This window comes from Roseburia sp. 499 (genome assembly GCF_001940225.2).
In the GTDB taxonomy this organism is placed as follows: Bacteria; Bacillota; Clostridia; order Lachnospirales; family Lachnospiraceae; genus Petralouisia.
This window is the reverse complement of the sequence record NZ_CP135164.1, coordinates 327,385-345,252: the sequence shown is the minus strand read 5'-3', so window position 1 is coordinate 345,252 and position 17,868 is coordinate 327,385. Positions and strand designations below refer to the sequence as shown.

Annotated in this window: 19 protein-coding genes and 1 other annotated feature; of the genes, 9 read left to right on the top strand and 10 right to left on the bottom strand. The window is 38.7% G+C overall.

All coding sequences use genetic code 11. From position 1 onward, the window contains the following. Nucleotides 1-2: 2 nt before the first annotated feature. The 4 genes from trpC to BIV20_RS01865 form a co-directional block, all read right to left on the bottom strand. Entirely contained in the window at nt 3-776 is a 774-nt protein-coding gene (gene trpC / locus BIV20_RS01880) for an indole-3-glycerol phosphate synthase TrpC (RefSeq protein ID WP_075721384.1), read from the bottom strand. Nucleotides 777-778: 2 nt separating this feature from the next. Continuing rightward, nucleotides 779-1,348 carry an anthranilate synthase component II gene (locus tag BIV20_RS01875; RefSeq protein WP_075721385.1) on the bottom strand — a complete coding sequence of 190 codons (570 nt, stop codon included), beginning with the start codon at nt 1,346-1,348 and terminating at the stop codon, nt 779-781. A 12-nt stretch (nt 1,349-1,360) separates the two neighbouring features. Beyond that, on the bottom strand, nt 1,361-2,773 hold the full coding sequence (gene trpE / locus BIV20_RS01870; protein ID WP_075721386.1) for an anthranilate synthase component I: 1,413 nt from the start codon (nt 2,771-2,773) through the stop codon (nt 1,361-1,363). Between the two features lie 185 nt (nt 2,774-2,958). Then, nucleotides 2,959-3,249, bottom strand: a binding site (T-box leader). Nucleotides 3,250-3,314: 65 nt separating this feature from the next. Next, a complete protein-coding gene (locus BIV20_RS01865; protein ID WP_242939854.1) occupies nt 3,315-3,740 on the bottom strand; it encodes a protease complex subunit PrcB family protein in 426 nt (141 codons plus the stop codon). Nucleotides 3,741-3,869: 129 nt separating this feature from the next. On the opposite strand from BIV20_RS01865, the gene BIV20_RS01860 reads away from it, so the two are divergent. Next, complete coding sequence (locus BIV20_RS01860) at nt 3,870-4,607, top strand: lysophospholipid acyltransferase family protein (RefSeq protein WP_075721388.1); 738 nt, start codon at nt 3,870-3,872, stop codon at nt 4,605-4,607. 74 nt (nt 4,608-4,681) lie between these two features. Here BIV20_RS01860 and BIV20_RS01855 read toward each other — a convergent pair whose 3' ends face one another. From BIV20_RS01855 to hpf, 4 genes are all read right to left on the bottom strand, one after another. After that, nucleotides 4,682-5,725 (bottom strand): branched-chain amino acid aminotransferase, encoded by a 1,044-nt coding sequence (locus tag BIV20_RS01855; protein WP_278335684.1) that lies wholly within the window; start codon nt 5,723-5,725, stop codon nt 4,682-4,684. A gap of 104 nt (nt 5,726-5,829) precedes the next feature. Beyond that, nucleotides 5,830-7,218, bottom strand: a complete 1,389-nt coding sequence (locus BIV20_RS01850; RefSeq protein WP_075721390.1) for a UDP-N-acetylmuramoyl-tripeptide--D-alanyl-D-alanine ligase — start codon at nt 7,216-7,218, stop codon at nt 5,830-5,832. 20 nt (nt 7,219-7,238) lie between these two features. Then, the gene (locus BIV20_RS01845; protein WP_075721391.1) at nt 7,239-8,291 is read right to left on the bottom strand and encodes a D-alanine--D-alanine ligase family protein; all 1,053 of its coding nucleotides are present in this window, start codon (nt 8,289-8,291) and stop codon (nt 7,239-7,241) included. A 214-nt stretch (nt 8,292-8,505) separates the two neighbouring features. Then, on the bottom strand, nt 8,506-9,033 hold the full coding sequence (gene hpf, locus BIV20_RS01840) for a ribosome hibernation-promoting factor, HPF/YfiA family (RefSeq protein WP_075721392.1): 528 nt from the start codon (nt 9,031-9,033) through the stop codon (nt 8,506-8,508). Between the two features lie 155 nt (nt 9,034-9,188). Here hpf and ymfI point away from each other — a divergent pair, with 155 nt between their 5' ends. The 5 genes from ymfI to greA all read left to right on the top strand — a co-directional run bounded on the left by ymfI (nt 9,189) and on the right by greA (nt 11,827). Then, a complete protein-coding gene (ymfI, locus tag BIV20_RS01835) occupies nt 9,189-9,923 on the top strand; it encodes an elongation factor P 5-aminopentanone reductase (protein ID WP_075721393.1) in 735 nt (244 codons plus the stop codon). Nucleotides 9,924-10,060: 137 nt separating this feature from the next. After that, entirely contained in the window at nt 10,061-10,417 is a 357-nt protein-coding gene (locus tag BIV20_RS01830; RefSeq protein WP_075721394.1) for a helix-turn-helix domain-containing protein, read from the top strand. A gap of 109 nt (nt 10,418-10,526) precedes the next feature. Then, the gene (locus tag BIV20_RS01825; protein WP_075721395.1) at nt 10,527-10,892 is read left to right on the top strand and encodes a helix-turn-helix domain-containing protein; all 366 of its coding nucleotides are present in this window, start codon (nt 10,527-10,529) and stop codon (nt 10,890-10,892) included. Nucleotides 10,893-10,974: 82 nt separating this feature from the next. Further along, nucleotides 10,975-11,304 carry a metal-sensing transcriptional repressor gene (locus tag BIV20_RS01820; RefSeq protein WP_075721396.1) on the top strand — a complete coding sequence of 110 codons (330 nt, stop codon included), beginning with the start codon at nt 10,975-10,977 and terminating at the stop codon, nt 11,302-11,304. Between the two features lie 19 nt (nt 11,305-11,323). Next, entirely contained in the window at nt 11,324-11,827 is a 504-nt protein-coding gene (gene greA, locus BIV20_RS01815) for a transcription elongation factor GreA (RefSeq protein ID WP_075721397.1), read from the top strand. A 6-nt stretch (nt 11,828-11,833) separates the two neighbouring features. Here greA and BIV20_RS01810 read toward each other — a convergent pair whose 3' ends face one another. Then, nucleotides 11,834-13,156 carry a HAMP domain-containing sensor histidine kinase gene (locus BIV20_RS01810; protein WP_075721398.1) on the bottom strand — a complete coding sequence of 441 codons (1,323 nt, stop codon included), beginning with the start codon at nt 13,154-13,156 and terminating at the stop codon, nt 11,834-11,836. Then, complete coding sequence (locus BIV20_RS01805) at nt 13,149-13,859, bottom strand: response regulator transcription factor (RefSeq protein ID WP_075721399.1); 711 nt, start codon at nt 13,857-13,859, stop codon at nt 13,149-13,151. Before BIV20_RS01805 ends, BIV20_RS01810 begins: the two co-directional genes overlap by 8 nt. Nucleotides 13,860-14,045: 186 nt before the next feature. Here BIV20_RS01805 and BIV20_RS01800 point away from each other — a divergent pair, with 186 nt between their 5' ends. Genes BIV20_RS01800 through BIV20_RS01790 form a run of 3 tightly spaced genes read left to right on the top strand, consistent with a single transcriptional unit; the run spans nt 14,046 to nt 17,831 of the window. Continuing rightward, on the top strand, nt 14,046-16,523 hold the full coding sequence (locus BIV20_RS01800; RefSeq protein WP_075721400.1) for a YfhO family protein: 2,478 nt from the start codon (nt 14,046-14,048) through the stop codon (nt 16,521-16,523). Then, on the top strand, nt 16,520-16,918 hold the full coding sequence (locus BIV20_RS01795; protein ID WP_075721401.1) for a GtrA family protein: 399 nt from the start codon (nt 16,520-16,522) through the stop codon (nt 16,916-16,918). Before BIV20_RS01800 ends, BIV20_RS01795 begins: the two co-directional genes overlap by 4 nt. After that, nucleotides 16,911-17,831, top strand: a complete 921-nt coding sequence (locus tag BIV20_RS01790) for a glycosyltransferase family 2 protein (protein WP_075721402.1) — start codon at nt 16,911-16,913, stop codon at nt 17,829-17,831. Before BIV20_RS01795 ends, BIV20_RS01790 begins: the two co-directional genes overlap by 8 nt. Nucleotides 17,832-17,868: the final 37 nt, after the last annotated feature.

Genomic DNA, 17,868 nt, shown 5'->3' with positions numbered 1-17,868 from the left:
TCCTACAAACTTTTCCAATGTCGTGCTAACTCTCTGGGATTCTCCGCTTCCATAAAGGCTCTTCCAATTAAAAAAGCATCTACTCTGGAGTCCTTTAGAAACTTCACATCCTCATCGCTGACAATGCCGCTTTCTGCCACAAAAATTTTATCTTTTGGCACCATGGCGGATAACCGTTTCGTAGTATCCAGCTTGATTGTAAAATCCCTTAAATCCCGATTGTTGACGCCGATAATTTCTGCATCCAGCTTCAGTGCCCGCTCCATTTCCCTTTCATCGTGAGTTTCTACCAAAGCATCCAGCCCTAATTCCGTTGCCAAATCATAAAAATCCTTCATCTGTACATCATCTAAAATGGCTGCAATCAGAAGAATCGCATTTGCCCCGATTGCCTTTGCTTCATAAAACTGATACTCATCTATCATGAAATCCTTACGAATAATTGGCAGTGGTGACATCTTTCGGATTTCCTTTAAGTAATCCACACTTCCAAGAAAATGGTCTTCCTCTGTAAGACAGGAAATGGCATCTACGGATACATTATATTCTTCTATACGGTCTGTAAGGTTTATCTTGCTCTGGATATTTCCCAGACTGGGAGATGCCTTTTTGAACTCTCCGATAACGGAAATCCCCGGTTTTGCAAGTGCATCCTTAAAACTAATTGCCGACTCATTATATTCCTCTGCAAGTTTTCTCATTGTTTCAAATGAGATTTTTGCTTTATGCTGGGGAAGACGTAATTTTTTATCCTCTACAATTTTATCTAATATCATTTCTACATCACTCCGTTTACAAAATTATCTATCATTCGTTTTCCATGCTCTGTATAAATAGATTCAGGATGGAATTGAAGTCCTACCACCGGATAATCCTTATGGCGCATCGCCATGATTTCCCCATCTTCGGTTTCTGCTAAGATTTTCAAACATTCCGGCAAGTCTTCCTTTTGTACTGCCAGTGAATGATATCTTGCAATTTTAACCGGCGTATTGATTCCGGTAAAAATACTTTCTCCTGTATGATGGATAACAGACTGTTTTCCGTGATACAAATTCTTAGCATAGGAAACCGTTCCGCCTAAAGCTTCTCCAATACACTGATGTCCAAGGCAAATACCAAGGATTGGAATCTTGTCGTAAAATTTTTTTACCACATCCATACAGATACCTGCCTCTTTGGGATTCTTCGGTCCCGGAGATAATACAATCCGTTCCGGCTGTAACTGCTCTATCTCTTCTATTGTAATTTTATCGTTACGCACTACCTTAATATCCTCTGTGAAAATTCCCATATACTGATATAGGTTATAAGTAAAGGAATCATAGTTATCAATTAAAAGTATCATGCTCTCTCCTCCTTACAGATTTTCTTCTTCCACCAACGTTTTTGCCAAAGCCATAACTTTGTTACAGCACTCTTGATATTCCATTTCCGGCTTGGAATCCGCTACAATTCCGGCACCCGCCTGCAAATAAACTTTGTTTCCTTTCTTTACCATGGTTCGAATGGTAATACAGAAGTCCATATCACCATCGAAATCAATATATCCGGTAGCGCCACCATAAAGTCCTCTGCGGCTTTCTTCCAATTCATCGATAATCTCCATGGCACGAATCTTTGGTGCTCCACTCAAAGTTCCCGCCGGAAGGAAGGAGGCTGCTAAATCAAACGGATGATACTCTCCCTTTTTCCGACCTTCTACCATGGACACGATATGCATTACATGAGAGTAATTCTGCACTTCCATAAACTGTGTCACTTTTACGGTTCCAAACTCTGCAATCCTTCCCATGTCGTTTCTTGCTAAATCCACCAGCATCACATGCTCGGCACGTTCTTTTTCATCTCCCAACAAGTCTGCCTTTAACACTGCATCTTCTTCCACATCTTTTCCGCGCTTTCTGGTTCCGGCAATAGGACAGGTGAAAACTCTTCCCCCCTGCTGTTTCACAATCATTTCCGGTGAACTTCCGATTACTTCAAAGCCTCCATAATTAAAGTAGTAAAGGTAAGGTGACGGGTTAAGTTCTCTTAACTCCTTATAAAGTTCAAATCCTTCCTGTCCGGTCTCAATAGTCCAACGTTGGGAAAGTACCGTCTGGAAAATATGACCTTCTCTGATATATTCTTTTATCTTCTCTACCTTTTTGCTATACTGCTCTAAGGTATCGGATTTCTTTACAATTTTTCCGTCATGAACAAATTTCCGTTCTGTGTTCTTCTGACTTCCAACCGTTCTGACTTCCTGAATCATTTCATCTGCTAACATTTTTGCCCGTTTCTTTCCTTCTTCGCTGTCTTCCTCTAACACCACTGCAGTCAATGTCTCTGCCACATGATCCACTACAATGAACTTTGTCATCAGTATCATCTGAACGGTTTCGATTCCGATTTCATCCGGATTTTCATCCGGCAACTGTTCGGAATACCGCACAAAATCATATCCCAGATTGCCGACTAATCCGCCGTTAAAGGAAAGTCCATCTACATCTTTTCGAATTTCAAATTCGTTGTAGTACTCTTTCAACAACTCTAAGGGATTTCCCTCTCTGACTTCCTCTTGCTCTCCATGCTTAATTACAAGTGCATTTCCTCTTGATGTAATGATTTCCTCCGGTTCTGCTCCAAAGATGGTATAACGGTCATAGTTCTTATCGTAGCTTTCCAACAGGAATCCCTTCTTTCCTCCTGCCAGTTTTTCATACATGCCAATTGCTGTTTCATTTACAATACTTACGGTTCGTTTGTATACTCTTAAAATACGTTTCATGTTGTGCTCCTTTCTATAAAAAAGAGTTCCGCTTGCAGAATTCGCCGCGCGCGAGCGGTGTCGTTTACGACAAAATTCCTCTCCGCGAGCTGTGCATCCTTAGCGGAGCGTTTTTATCATATAGGGGAGTTCAATGAACTTTCCTATATGATAAAAAAATCCCTGGTAAAAACATTTCTGCTCTTACCAGGGACGATATTTGGTCGTGGTGCCACCCTGCTTCATTATAGAATCGTAGCTTCTAAAAATAAAAAAGAGATATTCCAAATCAGAAATATCTCGCCACCAATTCTATAATCTCAATCCGATACACATGATATCTTACCTCTGTAACGTGAGGACACGGCATCCGCTACTATTAGTTCGCTTTGCATCTCACAAACCCATTCCCATAAAACTTTCTTATCGACTTCCACCAAATGCCGACTCTCTGTAAAGACCATTTCTATGGTACTCTTCTTGCTCATTGATTTTTCTCTTTTCAACTGTTTATCAGTTTAACACAGTAACGTATTCATGTCAACTACCTTTTTACTATTTTTTATTCAAATACGACCGATTCATCAATATACTCCGCTTTTACCACAATATAAGGATAAGAAGCCACTTCATTTACCTTCTCTCCCTTTTCCGGCCCTGTAAGCGTCGTTCCAAAATAGATAGCATTCTCGGCAAGATAGCATTCATCTACCGATATGCTATAACCACCTGTCTTCTGCTCACCATAGCCCACAGCGATATAAAGATTTTTTTCATCTGCGTAAGTCAGTTTAAACCCTTCTTTCTTTTTTTCTTCCATGGTACTGAAAAGCTCCTGAGGAATTTCTGACTGGTCTATCACAGTAAATTCAATATCCTTTAACTTCTTGGTTGCAGTTTCTTCCATACCACACCCCAAAAGATTTATAAAAAACATTCCCATTCCCAGAAATGTCAAAACTCTTGCTACTGTTCTTTTTCTTCTCACTCTATCCAACATCCCACCACTTTTCTTCTATTATATGAAAAGTTCACATATTTATGATTGTATTTCCCAACATATCTTTGTATAATAAGAAAGAATTCCAAGATTATAATAGAAGGAAAAGGATTTGTTATGATACGTTTAATCTTAATTTTAATTTTTGTTATTTTGTTTCTAATTATTTCACTCCCTATTCAGTTCGTGGAGTGGATTATAAAAAAATTCAATCCCTATGCGGCAGATATTAGCAGCCTACGGATTGTTCAATGGGCATTTAAAGTAATTCTTTTTATTGCCGGAACCAAAATCACCGTCATTGGAAAGGAAAATATTCCAAAGGATACGGCAGTGCTTTATATCCCAAATCACCAAAGTTATTTTGACATCATCATTACATACTCCATGTGTCCCGGATTGACCGGTTATGTTTCCAAGGATATGCTTCAAAAAGTTCCCGGACTTAACATTTGGATGAAGCGCCTGTACTGTTTGTTCTTAGACCGTAAGGACATCAAGGCTGGTCTTAAGATGGTGTTAACCGGAATTGAACAGATTAAAAATGGTATTTCCATGTGCATCTTTCCGGAAGGTACTAGAAATAAACACCCGGAACAAGGCATGGCTCCTTTTAAAGAGGGAAGCATGAAAATGGCAGAAAAATCAGGATGCCCCATTGTTCCGATTGCAATTTCTAATACCGGTGAAATTCTGGAAAATCACTTGCCACGAGTAAAAAAATGTCATGTTATCGTTCAGTATGGTGAACCTATTTATCTAAAAGATTTGGATAAAGACCAGAAAAAATTCCTGGGTGCTTATACCCAGAAGAAAATTGAAGAAATGTTAGAAACACACAGCGAGTTGTTGTAATTCTATCAATACACAAAAGACTCCTCGGGATATACCCGGGAGTCTTTTGTATATTTTTACACTATATCGTATTCTTACAAGATTCTCTTAATCCATCCTTCCGGAGCTTCAATGTGTCCCATCTGGATTCCAGTTAAGGTATCATATAACTTCTTGGTTACAGGTCCCATCTCATCCATTCCACTTGGGATAAGAATTTCCTTACCATGATCAACAATCTTACCAATTGGAGAAATAACTGCTGCTGTTCCGCAAAGTCCTGCTTCTGCAAAATCCTTTACTTCATCTAAGTATACTTCTCTGTGTTCTACTTCCATTCCAAGATAATGCTCTGCTACATACATAATGGAACGACGTGTAATAGACGGTAAAATAGAATTTGACTTTGGAGTAACCAATTTTCCATCCTTTGTAATAAAGATAAAGTTTGCTCCTCCGGTCTCTTCTACCTTAGTTCTGGTTGCTGCATCCAGATACATATTTTCGTCATATCCCTCTTCATGTGCAGAAACAATGGCATGAAGACTCATTGCATAGTTCAATCCCGCCTTAATATCACCTGTTCCGTGTGGTGCTGCACGGTCAAAATCACTAACACGGATGGTAATTGGCTTTGCACCGCCCTTGAAGTACGGTCCAACAGGAGTAACAAAAATTCTGAACTGATATTCATCTGCCGGTTTTACTCCGATAACCGGATTTGTTCCCATCATGTAAGGACGGATATATAAGGTTGCTCCGGAGCCATATGGTGGAACATATGCTGCGTTTGCTTCTACGACCTTCTGAACTGCATCAATAAAACGTTCTTCCGGGAATACCGGCATTTCCAATCTTCTTGCAGAATCAGCAAGACGGCTTGCATTTAAGTCAGGGCGGAAAGTAACAATATGTCCATCCTCTGTTGTGTATGCCTTCAGACCTTCAAATACAGTTTGCGCATACTGGAATACACCTGCACATTCATTCAATACAATGTTTGCATCCTCTGTTAATGTTCCTTCGTCCCATGCACCGTTCTTATAGTTCGATACATATCTCTTGTCGGCCTGTATATAACCAAATCCAAGATTAGACCAATCGAAATCCTTTTTTTCCATAATAGCATCCTCCTTCATTTCCTCATATAATAGGTGCTATAACCTGTAGTTATAGTATTCTATCGTACTATTCGTTTATCCTATTTTAGTCCTCTGACCGCCATTTGTCTAGTATTAATTTTCTATTTTTTGTAATTTTTAATTGCCTCTACAATTTCAGGGTAATTCATGAAGTGAGATGCCTTTACCAGAACGGTATCTTCTTTTCTTAATGTTTCTAATAACTTAGACAACATTTCTTCTTTCGTACCAAAATGGTATACCTGACAATTTCCGTTTTCTTTAGCACCCTTTGCCATCTCCTCAGAAAGTGTTCCGCTGCAAAACAGCATATCTATCTGACTCTCTGCCACATACTGTCCCACTTCATAATGTAACTGCTTTTCATTTTCTCCCAGTTCTCCCATATCACCCAGAACTGCAATTTTTCTTGCCAATCCGTTTTTTAATACATCAATAGATGCTCGCATAGAAACTGGATTAGCATTATAACAGTCATCAATCACTACCATACCATTAATGTCCAAAAGATTCGTTCTTCCACCAATGGTTTCTACACATTCAATTCCTGCTTTGATTTCATCCAGCGTAAGTCCCAATGCAAGCCCCACACCAGTTGCTGCCATGGCATTATAGATATTGTGCTGTCCCGGAATTGGAATATGGGCATTAATTTCACCCTGCGCAGTATGAATCTTTGTTTCCACTCCCTTTAATCCCAGATTTTGAATATCTGATGCAAAAATATCTACCTTTTCTTTTTGCTTTTCTCCCTCTACGGCATAAAAAACAGGAGTGACACCTTTCACAATTCCAATGGTAGACAACTTATCATCTGCTCCATTTAGTACAATATGAGCATTCGGTTTTAAGAAATCAAAAATCTCACTTTTCGCTTTTAAGATTCCATCTCTGGTCTTCAGATTTTCCAGATGGCAGATACCAATATTGGTCATAACGCAAATGTCCGGCTTTGCCATTTTTGCCAGACGATGCATCTCACCGAAATCAGAGATTCCCATTTCCACTACTGCTACTTCATGCTCTTCCCGAATTCGAAGAAGTGTCAGCGGTAACCCAATCTCGTTATTGAAATTTCCAGCGGTCTTTAGTACCTTAAACTTCTGTGCCAATACAGATGCTATCATTTCCTTGGTGCTGGTTTTTCCCACGCTTCCGGTAATTCCCACGATTGGTATTGTAAGCTGTTCCCGATAAAATTCCGCTATATCCTTTAATGCCTGTTCACTGGACTTTACTAAAATATACGGTTTCTTACAATCCGTCAGTTCCTTTTCCGATAAAACAGCAGCTGCCCCCTGCTCTATCACTTGCGGGATAAAGTCATGTCCATCCACTCTTGCTCCCTTTATTGGAATAAATAAATATCCCTCTTCTACCTGACGGCTGTCTGTTACAGCTCCTTTTATCTCTACACTACGTTCTGTGTCACTTCCCACATAAGTTCCATCACAAGCCTTTGCGATGTTTTCCAATGTCATATTTTTCATAAAGCTACCTCTTATCTTTTTTACTGATACTTCTTTAAAGAAATTTCAATCAACTGTTCGCAAAGCTGTTCAAAATTCACCCCTACTGCCTGTGCTTCCTGTGGAAGTAAGCTGGTCGGTGTCATTCCCGGTAATGTGTTTGCTTCCAAACAGAACATCTTATTATCCTTATTTAATAGGAAGTCCATACGAGAGTAGGTATTCAATCCTAATACTCTTGCAACTTCTTCTGCGTAATGCTGCATTTCTTTTGTTACGTTCTCTGGCAATTCTGCCGGACATGTCTCTACTGCACTGCCTGCCGCATATTTATTTTTATAATCATAAAATCCTTCAATTGGCGCAATCTCAATAACCGGTAATGCCTTAAAATCAATCACACCTACGGAAAATTCCCTTCCTTCTACATAGTCTTCAATTACCACTTCTTCTTCCCAGTGGAATGCTTCTTCTAATGCCTGATTGTATTCTTCTTCTGTCCGTACAATGGAAACACCGATGCTAGAACCTCCACAACATGGCTTTACCACACATGGAAGAGTCAGTCCCGTTTTCTTAAAATCACGTTCGCACTCTGCCTTTTTCATGGAAATTCCTGCCGGAGTTGGAATACCGTTTGCCTGAAACAGACGCTTGGAAAGTCCTTTATCCATAGCAAGAGCACTGCTCAAGTAGCCTGTTCCGGTATATTTGATGCCAAACAAATCAAATGTTGCCTGAATCTTACCATTTTCTCCGTTTTCTCCATGAAGTGCCATAAATACAATGTCTGCCATGCGGCAAAGCTCAATAACATTCGGTCCGAAGAAACAGTCAGACTGGTCTTTTCTGCTCTTTTTTACCGCCTCTAAATCCGGTGCAGTAGATGGAATACTTGTTACTTCTACACTGACTTCTTGAGAACGTTCAAAAATTCCTGTTAAGTCCTCCGGTTTGTCACTATAACCCATGAAAACATCTAACAAAATTACATTATGTCCGTTTTTGCGCAATGCCTTGCTTACCATGTTTCCTGTAACAAAAGATACATCTCGCTCTGTACTTAATCCTCCGGCTAATACTACTATATTCATTTTAGAACCTCCTAGGTTTACATAATCCATTAAATATGATACTTTTCCAAGTGTTCATATTAAACCATTTTATGCGGTGTGACAAGAACTTAGGAAGGATTTCAGCATTTTTTACAACAAGGTGACACTTTTTACACCCAACACCAATTTCTTTCCTATATGATAAAAAAGGATACCGCCGAAGCGATATCCTTTATACATTCCATATTTACTTTTAGAATTCCGGTTCAATCAAACCATATGTATTGCCTTTTCTTTTATAAACAACATTTACTTCTTCTGTCTCAGCATTCTGGAATACGAAGAAATTATGTCCAAGCAATTCCATCTGTACACATGCATCTTCCGGATACATTGGCTTCATACCAAAACGTTTGGTTCGGATAATCTTAATCTCGTCATCATCCTCTACTTCCTTCTCAATATATTCTTTCTGGAAGTTTGCCGCTGCCTGTTTCTGGTCTACAATCTTATTCTTATATTTCTTGAGCTGTCTCTCAATAACCTCTTCAACCAGGTCAATGGAAACATACATATCATTACTTACCTGTTCGGAACGAATGATATTCCCCTTTACCGGAATTGTAACTTCAATCTTCTGACGTTCTTTTTCTACACTCAGGGTTACAATGACGTCTGTCTCCGGAGTAAAATAACGCTCCAATTTCGATAGCTTCTCCTCTACCGCTTCTCTTAATCCAGGTGTAATTTCAATGTTTCTTCCGCTGATGGTTATACGCATGATGCCCAACCCCTTTACCGTTTATTCGACAAAATATTGTCTGAAATTATTATAACATATTTCCAAAATGAATACAACATTTCCTTTTTTTTCTTTTTATGATATTCTTCTTTTAGTTACTACTCACAACACATTAACTTTTGTCGAGGTGTTCTATGAAACAAAATATTGCTTTTATCACTGGTGCTTCTCATGGAATCGGACGCGCCATTGCAAAAAAACTAGCCTCAGAAGGCTGGTCTCTAGCCATAAATTGTCATTCTTCCAAAGAAGAATTATTTTCTCTTGCTTGTGAATTAAAGGAAACCTTTCATATTTCCTGTCTGCCCCTTGTAGGGGATGTAGGAGATGAAACTTTTGTTCAGTCAGCTTTTGAACAAATTCGTCGGGAACTTGGTTCCGTTAATGTCCTTATAAATAATGCCGGTATTTCTCATATTGGTCTTCTTTCTGATATGACACTCGAGGAATGGAACCGTGTTCTTCAAACAAATCTTACTTCTGTATTTTGTTGTTGTAAATATGCCATTCCTGACATGGTCCACAACAAATCAGGTAAAATTCTAAACATTTCCTCTGTCTGGGGAGCAATTGGCGCTTCCTGTGAAGTTGCCTATTCTGCTTCTAAAGGTGGAATGAATACTTTTACAAAAGCACTGGCAAAGGAACTGGCTCCCAGTGGTATCTCTGTGAACGCCATCGCCTGTGGTGTTATCGACACCAGAATGAATCAGTGCTTTTCCGAAGAAGAACGTGCCGCTCTCTGCGAAGAAATTCCAGCCGGACGCTTTGGAAGTTCTGAGGAAGTGGCAGAACTGGCTTTTTCCTTATTAACTTCCACTTCTTATCTTACAGGTCAGATTATCACCTTAGATGGAGGTTGGCAATAGTTTGTGCCAGCCTCTAAATTCACGTTTGTGAATCACATCTGCATTTTGCGCATTTTTATTATTTACCAATATTTTCCGCGTACAATATTGCTAAGTTTATCTTTATTTAGTACAAAGGATGCGGAAAGGGGTATTATATGAAATTTGGCACCCGCCTGGAAAATTTACTTGAAGAACGAAATATTAGTCAAAAGCAATTATCCAAGGAACTGCATATTGCACCTTCTACTTTGAATGGCTACTTACGCAGAAATCGAGAGCCCGATTTTACTACCTTGATTGATCTAGCAACATACTTCGATGTTTCTACAGACTATCTTTTAGGCATTACTAATCTACGTCTCCCCTCTACTCCTACTGATGATTACAATAATGAAGAGGGAGATTTAATCAGTATTTATCGTGCCCTCAAGCCCAGAGAACAAAATTATCTTTTAAAGCAGGCACACATTTATTATGATCAGGACATGGATTCCACGACTAAAAAGAAATAACTTCTCATATCGCGTATCTTCGTACTCGTTATGAGTATTTTTTCTTTTTTCAGGTAACACTTTTAGTAAGATATCTCTATCTAAATGTTGCGAAAAGAGAGGTCATTTTATGAATTTCAGTGTCCGGCTTGAAAATCTGATAGAAGAAAACAATATTACACAAAAACAACTTTCTACAGAACTTCATATTGCCGCTACCACTTTAAATGGGTATGTAAATAACCACAGGGAACCGGATTTTCATACACTGATTCGTCTCGCCCGGTATTTTGATGTCTCCACTGATTATCTTTTAGGTCTTACTGACGAAAAGAAGCCCATCCCTTCTTCTCTGAATAGCGCAGAAGGAACCTTAATTCGTCTTTATCGCACTCTTCTCCCAGAGCGTCAGGAACTTTTAATTGAACAAGCTATGTTTTATCAGAAGTTAGATAATAAATCCCAAAAATCTTCTAACCACAAGGGCGAGCTATAATTGTTTGCCTTTTTTTCTTTTTTTGTGTATAATGAAAACCATATTTTAATCCTTATGAAAGCGCTTTTTATGGAGGTTTCTTATGTCAGAAAAAACTACGACAGAAGTGGTTGCGGAACACAGTCACCCTCATCCACATCAACATCCACATCAACACGAAAATACTCAAATGGTACTGAACCGCATGTCTCGTGCGATTGGACATATGGAAGCAGTAAAACGTATGATAGAAGACGGTCGAGATTGCAGCGAAGTCTTGATTCAGATTGCAGCTGTACGTTCTGCTATCAATAACATCGGAAAAATTGTTTTGGAAGATCATATCTCCCATTGTATTGTAGATGCAGTAGAACACGGAGATAATCAGGCGCTGGATGACTTAAAGGATGCTATCGAAAAATTTGTAAAATAACTATAGCAAGGAGTTTATTATGAGGGAACAATTAACTGAAAGTGATGTCAAAAAAATTCAGGAAGAAATCGAACACCGCAAACTAGTGGTTCGAAAAGAAGCGATTGAAGCCGTAAAAGAAGCCCGTGCTCACGGAGACTTGAGTGAAAATTTTGAATATCATGCTGCCAAAAAGGACAAAAACAAGAATGAAAGCCGCATCCGATACCTGGAACGTATGCTGAAAACTGCCGAAATTGTATCTGATGCTTCCAAAGATGATGAAGTAGGCATCAACAACACTGTAACTGTCTACTTTGAAGAAGATGACGAAGAACAAGTTTTTCGTCTCGTCACTTCCATCCGGGGAAATTCCATGAAAAATTTGATTAGTACGGAATCCCCCATCGGAAAAGCGATTTTAGGAAAAAAAGTTGGTGACCGTGTAGAAGTAACGGTAAACGATAACTATAGTTACTATATTGTGATTCGTAAAATCGAAAACACCACAGACGATAGTCACGATGCCATTCGTGGATATTAGCATTTGCTAAAGGAGAGGGAACTGCAGCGTAACAGCAAAGTTCTCCTCATCCTCTGTTACAAAAAAACTTCCATTTTGCAATTCTACCATTTTTTCTACACTTTTTAGTCCAATTTTATTACTTTCCACCTGCACCCTATTTTTTCTTTTTTTATTCACAATTTTAATTCCAATGTTGCCTTTTTCCACATATGTTTTCATCCAGATGGGTGCATCACCATATTTCAATATATTAGAAAACAGATTATTCCAGATTCTTTGAAAACAGCTCCTACTTCCCAGAAGCTTGCCCTGTCCTTCCATTTCGTAAATAACTTCATACCCCTTCATTTCCAAAAACTGTCCGTTTTTTTCCAACTCCTCTAACAGTTCTTCCACATACAGTTCCGTTTGTGCTTCTTCTTCCTGCGTTCCATACACAAAAGCATATTCAAACATCTTATCCGACAGCAATCGTATCTCTTCCATTTTTTGAACGCAACGTCTGATGTATTCTTGTTGTTGACTTTCCGTACATTTTTTATGCTCTAATATTTCCAAATAGCCGTACATCGTGGTCATTGGCGTCCTTAAATCATGAGATATAGACCGAATCAGTTCATGATTCGATTTTCTGGCTTCTTCTTCCTTTCGAATATTTTCATTCAAGGCGCTTCGCATCTTGTTCAATTCTCTCGCCAGAATCCCGATTTCATCTTTCCCCTTCACAGTAACTTTGCTATCCAAATCACCATCTGCCATAACAAGAATCTCCTGCTTTAACTTTCCGATATATTTCATGCGGTTTCGCATATATAAAATCACCGGTATAAAGAACAAAAGACTAATCATTAGGGAAACTACGAGATATGGTACTCCCATTCTTACACTTTGATAAGAATAAATTACCAATAATACAGTGGTATCAGAAAATTCAATCTCTGCAATATCCTCTTGATCCGGATAAACATCTAACTCACCATACCAAAAATGTTTTATCTGATAATCATCACATACACCGGGAGAAATCCCACATCTATATGTACCATCTTCATAAATATACAATCCTGTATATCCATCATCGTAGGAATATAGATTCAATGTTTCTAATATTTCCTTTTCACTTTTTCCTTTAAATGTTATGTTGTTTGTTCTTCCACTTACATCTTCTATAATTTTTTTTGTGTCTATAGTATAAAATCCTCTTTCTGTCATCCAGTTGAAGACGTCTGTTTCTCGTAACATTAATACACGAAAACAACTGCAACACAAAATAGCACATATAGATACCAATAAAAATAAACGGAAAGATAATCTGGTAGTAAATTCCGGTAAACTTTTCTTACTCACAACGATACCCCTTTCCCCAGATATTCTTAATAACTTCCGGATTATGTGGATCTTTTTCTATCTTATTCCGGAGATTTCGAATATGTACCATTACGGTATTAGATGCTCCGTAGTAATAGTTTTCCTGCCATACACTTTCATAAATCCTCTGTACGGAAAAAATCTGTCCTCTGTTTTCTGCCAACAGACATAAAATAGAAAATTCTATATCGGTAAGTTCTATTTCTTCCCCCTCGTAAAAAACTCTCTCCTGCCCTTTTTCAATGCGAACTCCCGATATTTCAATCGTTCTGTCCATCTCTGTTCCGACAGTTTCTTCCTTTCCCTTATATACCTGATAGCGACGCATCAATGCCTTTACTCTTCCCACAAGTTCATTGTAGGAAAATGGCTTCGGCAGATAGTCATCTCCACCACTGGAAAATCCCATGGTTTTATCCTCAACCTGAGACCTTGCGCTCAAAAATAGAACTGGGGCATTGCTATTTTTACGAATCTCCATACAGGTCTGATAGCCATTTAACCCCGGCATCATTACATCTAATATAATAAGATCATACTCCTCTTGTTGAACTTTTTGAAGTGCCTCGGCACCATCACCGGCTTCCTCTACCTCATATCCTTCTCCTGACAAAAGAATATTGATAACCTCTCGTATTTCACTATTATCATCTACAACCAAAATTCTTGATTTTTCATTCATAACTTTCTCCATTTAAGGAAGGTAACACTTCCATCTTTCTCTTCTTTCTTTCGATATTATACACTACTTTAGAAAAAAATCGGACTTTCTTAAGAATTCTTTAGATTTCCTTATGTAAGATTTTAAAAAATAACTGTTATACTTCCTTTTATAAACGATATGGAATAATTTATGGAGGAGTTACTTATGAAAAAACTATTTCAGGCGAAATTATTTTATCCATGCCTGTTGACTTTTATTTTTATTCTTTTACTAATGCTTACAATTCCAACCGGCTGTATCTACGGTTCCGAAGGAGATTGGTTTAGCCAGCATGTGGCTCTTGCAGAGCAGTTCCGTCAGATTTTTTACGAAACCGGACGAATTCTTCCAGACTACACGTTGTTGGGTAGTGGAAGTAATATTTATGATATTTCTTATTACGGACTTTTACGACCGGATGTTTTGATTTCCTTTCTTTTACCCGGAATTTCCATGAAATACATTATTTCTACTTACGCTATTTTAGAAATGATTGCTGCCATAAACCTCTGCTACTTTTGGCTAAAGCGTCATGTATCTGCATCTTTCTTCGCTTTTCTTGGTACATTACTTTTTAGCTGTGGCGGATTTACCTATCAGGCACACCACCAGATTATGTTTGTGAACTACCTTCCGTTTTTGTTCCTTGCACTACTTGGAATTGACCGCCTGTTAGAAAAAGGAAAACATACCTTGCTGGTTCTCTCTTTATTCCTGCTATACCTACATAGCTACTACTTTTCCGTTTCGGCACTGTTTGTATGCCTGATGTATTTCCTATACCGCCATTCCCCTTCCAAAAAGGGTTGGAAAAATCGGGAATTTGGAACGCTATTTGCAAAGTTTTCCGTTTCCGTCCTGCTATCCATTGGTATGGCTGCGGTTTTGCTCATTCCTACCGGATTAGACCTTATTTTTTCCAATCGGCAAGCCTCCGGTGCTTCGATTGCTCTGACAAAAATTTTAGGCACTAACCTATCCATGAATTCCTTATTATATAGCGGATACAGCTGCGGTCTTACCTTAATTTGCCTGTATACTCTGCTGTTAAGCATTCGCCGCAAATCCACCCGGATTCTTGGCATTGTACTACTCCTGTGTCTGACACTTAACTTCGTACCTTATATATTAAGCGGCCTACTATATATACGATATAAAGTACTGATTCCGCTGGTTCCACTCTTCCTTTTGCTTTGCGCAAAAACATTAGAAGAACTACACCAGGCAAAAATCCACCATAATCCGCTGATTTTTATTGGCTGTTTAGTTCCTATTGTTTTTCATGATTCCCCTGGAACAGTTATTGTGGATTTTCTACTGATGGCTGGTGCACTTTTCATCTGCCATATGGTGGACCAAAAATCCCCCCGAAATTTTGCCCTGAGTTACTTATTATTGGCTGTTTTTCCATTTTTTGTATTTCTTACCATAAACAAAACGGAAACTTATATTACCGCAGATGATAATCGGCAGAATCGTGTTTCCCAAGAAACACTGTCAGACTTGAACTTTGACCGCAATTATCGTTTTAACTATTTGACAACACCTGCTACCACAGTAAACCTGACTGCAGTACAAGGTATCGGAAGTACAAATCTGTATTCCTCGGTAACCAGCAGCAACTACGCTGATTATTTTTACAATATGATACGCAATCCCATCCGTATCCGAAACAGAGTAGCATTGATGACAGATGCCAATCCATTTTTTTCCTATTTAATGGGAATTCGTTACATCCAGACAAAGCCAAATTATCTACCTCTGGGGTATCAGATAATTGCTTCGGATTGCGACTCATCCGGCCAAAAAACGGTGATTGCTGAAAATCCGCAGGTACTTCCTATTGCCTATACCAGTACCCAAACGCTGTGTCAAGAGGATTACCGGCAATTGGATTTTCCTTACAATCTGATGGCATTGACAAATTATACCCTAATTTCCGATTCAACCTCCGCTTGTAAGGACAACGAAAAAACTACTACAAATGGCATCACTCCTTTGGAGCAGACATGGAAGGATAATTACTCCTTTTCCTCCAAGGAAGAATCTCTTGTTACGATTCCGCTAGATGAAAAATATAAAAATCAAATATTGATTTTATATTTTGATGTAATCTCACCTAACGAAGATGAAGTCACCATAGAGATTAACGGCACCAGAAACAAATTATCGGGAAAAGACGCACCTTACCCAAACCATAATGACTGCTTTACCTACATCCTTTCTGATGCTGATGAATTGACAGAATTAAATATTACCTTATCAAAAGGGACTTATTCTATTTCCAATATCCATGCCTATACGGCTGACCCAAATTGTATTGGTAACAACAGCATTCTGCCATTTTCCTCAGACACCAAAAAAGGAAATGCCATTTTAAAAGGAACTGCTACATTGAAGGAAACGGGCTACTTCGTCACTTCCCTTCCCTACCGTCCCGGTTATCAGGCGTATGTGGATGGAGCGGCCGTCACCATTGAAAATATAAATGAAGGCTTCGTAGGGTTTCCTCTCGCCACAGGAACCCATGAAATTACGATTTTTTATTCTCCGCCCGGAAAAAATGCCGGAATTTTCTTAAGCCTTGTCAGCATTTTGCTATTTTTTATTACATTAGAAAGAGAAAAGAGGAAACGATTATGAAAAAAGAATCTCTATTAGAACTTCTTCGATACGGAATTACCGGAGCTGCTACCACTGCAGTAAACTATGTGGTCTACATTTTTCTACTGTACCTGAATTGGAATTACCTCGTATCCAACACCATTGCCTGGATGTTTGCCGTTACTTTTGCCTATATCGTCAATCGGAAAATGGTTTTTCATTCCCAAAATCGAGTATTACAGGAGGCATTTTCTTTTGTTTCCATGCGTTTTATTACTTTATTATTAGAAAACCTTCTGCTGTTTTGTTTTATTCAACAGTTGCATTTTCCACCACTGCTTTCTAAATTAGCAGTCAGCATCGTAACTATTATTGGAAATTATGTTATTTGTAAGTGTCATATTTTTGTGAAAGGAGCGATACACCATGAATAAAATTAGCATCATTGTTCCATGTTTTAATGAAGAAGAGGTACTTCCTGCCTTTTATCAGGAAACCCAAAAGATTGTAAGTGCAATTCCAGATACCCTTTACGAATTTGTTTTTATTGATGATGGAAGCAAAGACCATACATTAGATATTCTCCGCCTTCTTTCTTATCAGGATAATTGTTGCAAATACATATCTTTTTCCCGCAATTTTGGAAAAGAAGCCGCCATGTATGCAGGTCTGACAGAAGCCACCGGGGACTACTGCGTACTGATGGATGCAGACTTACAGCATCCTCCCAAGCTGCTTCCCGCTATGTACAAAACTGTTTCCAAGGAAGGTTATGATTGTTGCGCCGGAAAACGCGTAGGTAGAGAAGGTGATGGATTCCTTCGCAGTTTTCTCTCTAAAAGCTTTTACCATGTGATTCAAAAACTGACTCATATGAATATGAGTGATGGCGCCGGAGACTTCCGTATGATGAATCGACGCATGGTAAATGCGATTCTGGAAATGAAGGAATACAACCGCTATACAAAGGGCATCTTTTCCTTCGTGGGATTTGAAACCAAATGGATTGAATTTCAAAATGTGGAACGAGCTGCAGGAAAAACTAAGTGGAACATCAAAAGTCTGTTTTCCTATGCTTTTGACGGTATTCTTTCCTTTTCCACCGCTCCTTTGAAACTTTCCGGTGTTTTAGGACTTGCTTTCCTGTTGCTTTCTGCCGGACTTGGACTTACCGCTGCTTTTCATCCCAAAACATGGCTGATTGTAATTTCCATTGTAATGTTTTTGAGTAGCTTACAGATGCTTATGGTATTTATTCTGGGGGAATATCTTTCAAAGGATTATTTGGAAAATAAGAAGAGACCTCTTTATATTGTAAGAGAAGAAAGTAATTCCACAAATGAATAGTTAAATTTGCTCTTTGCGAATCCAGTTAAAAATGCTA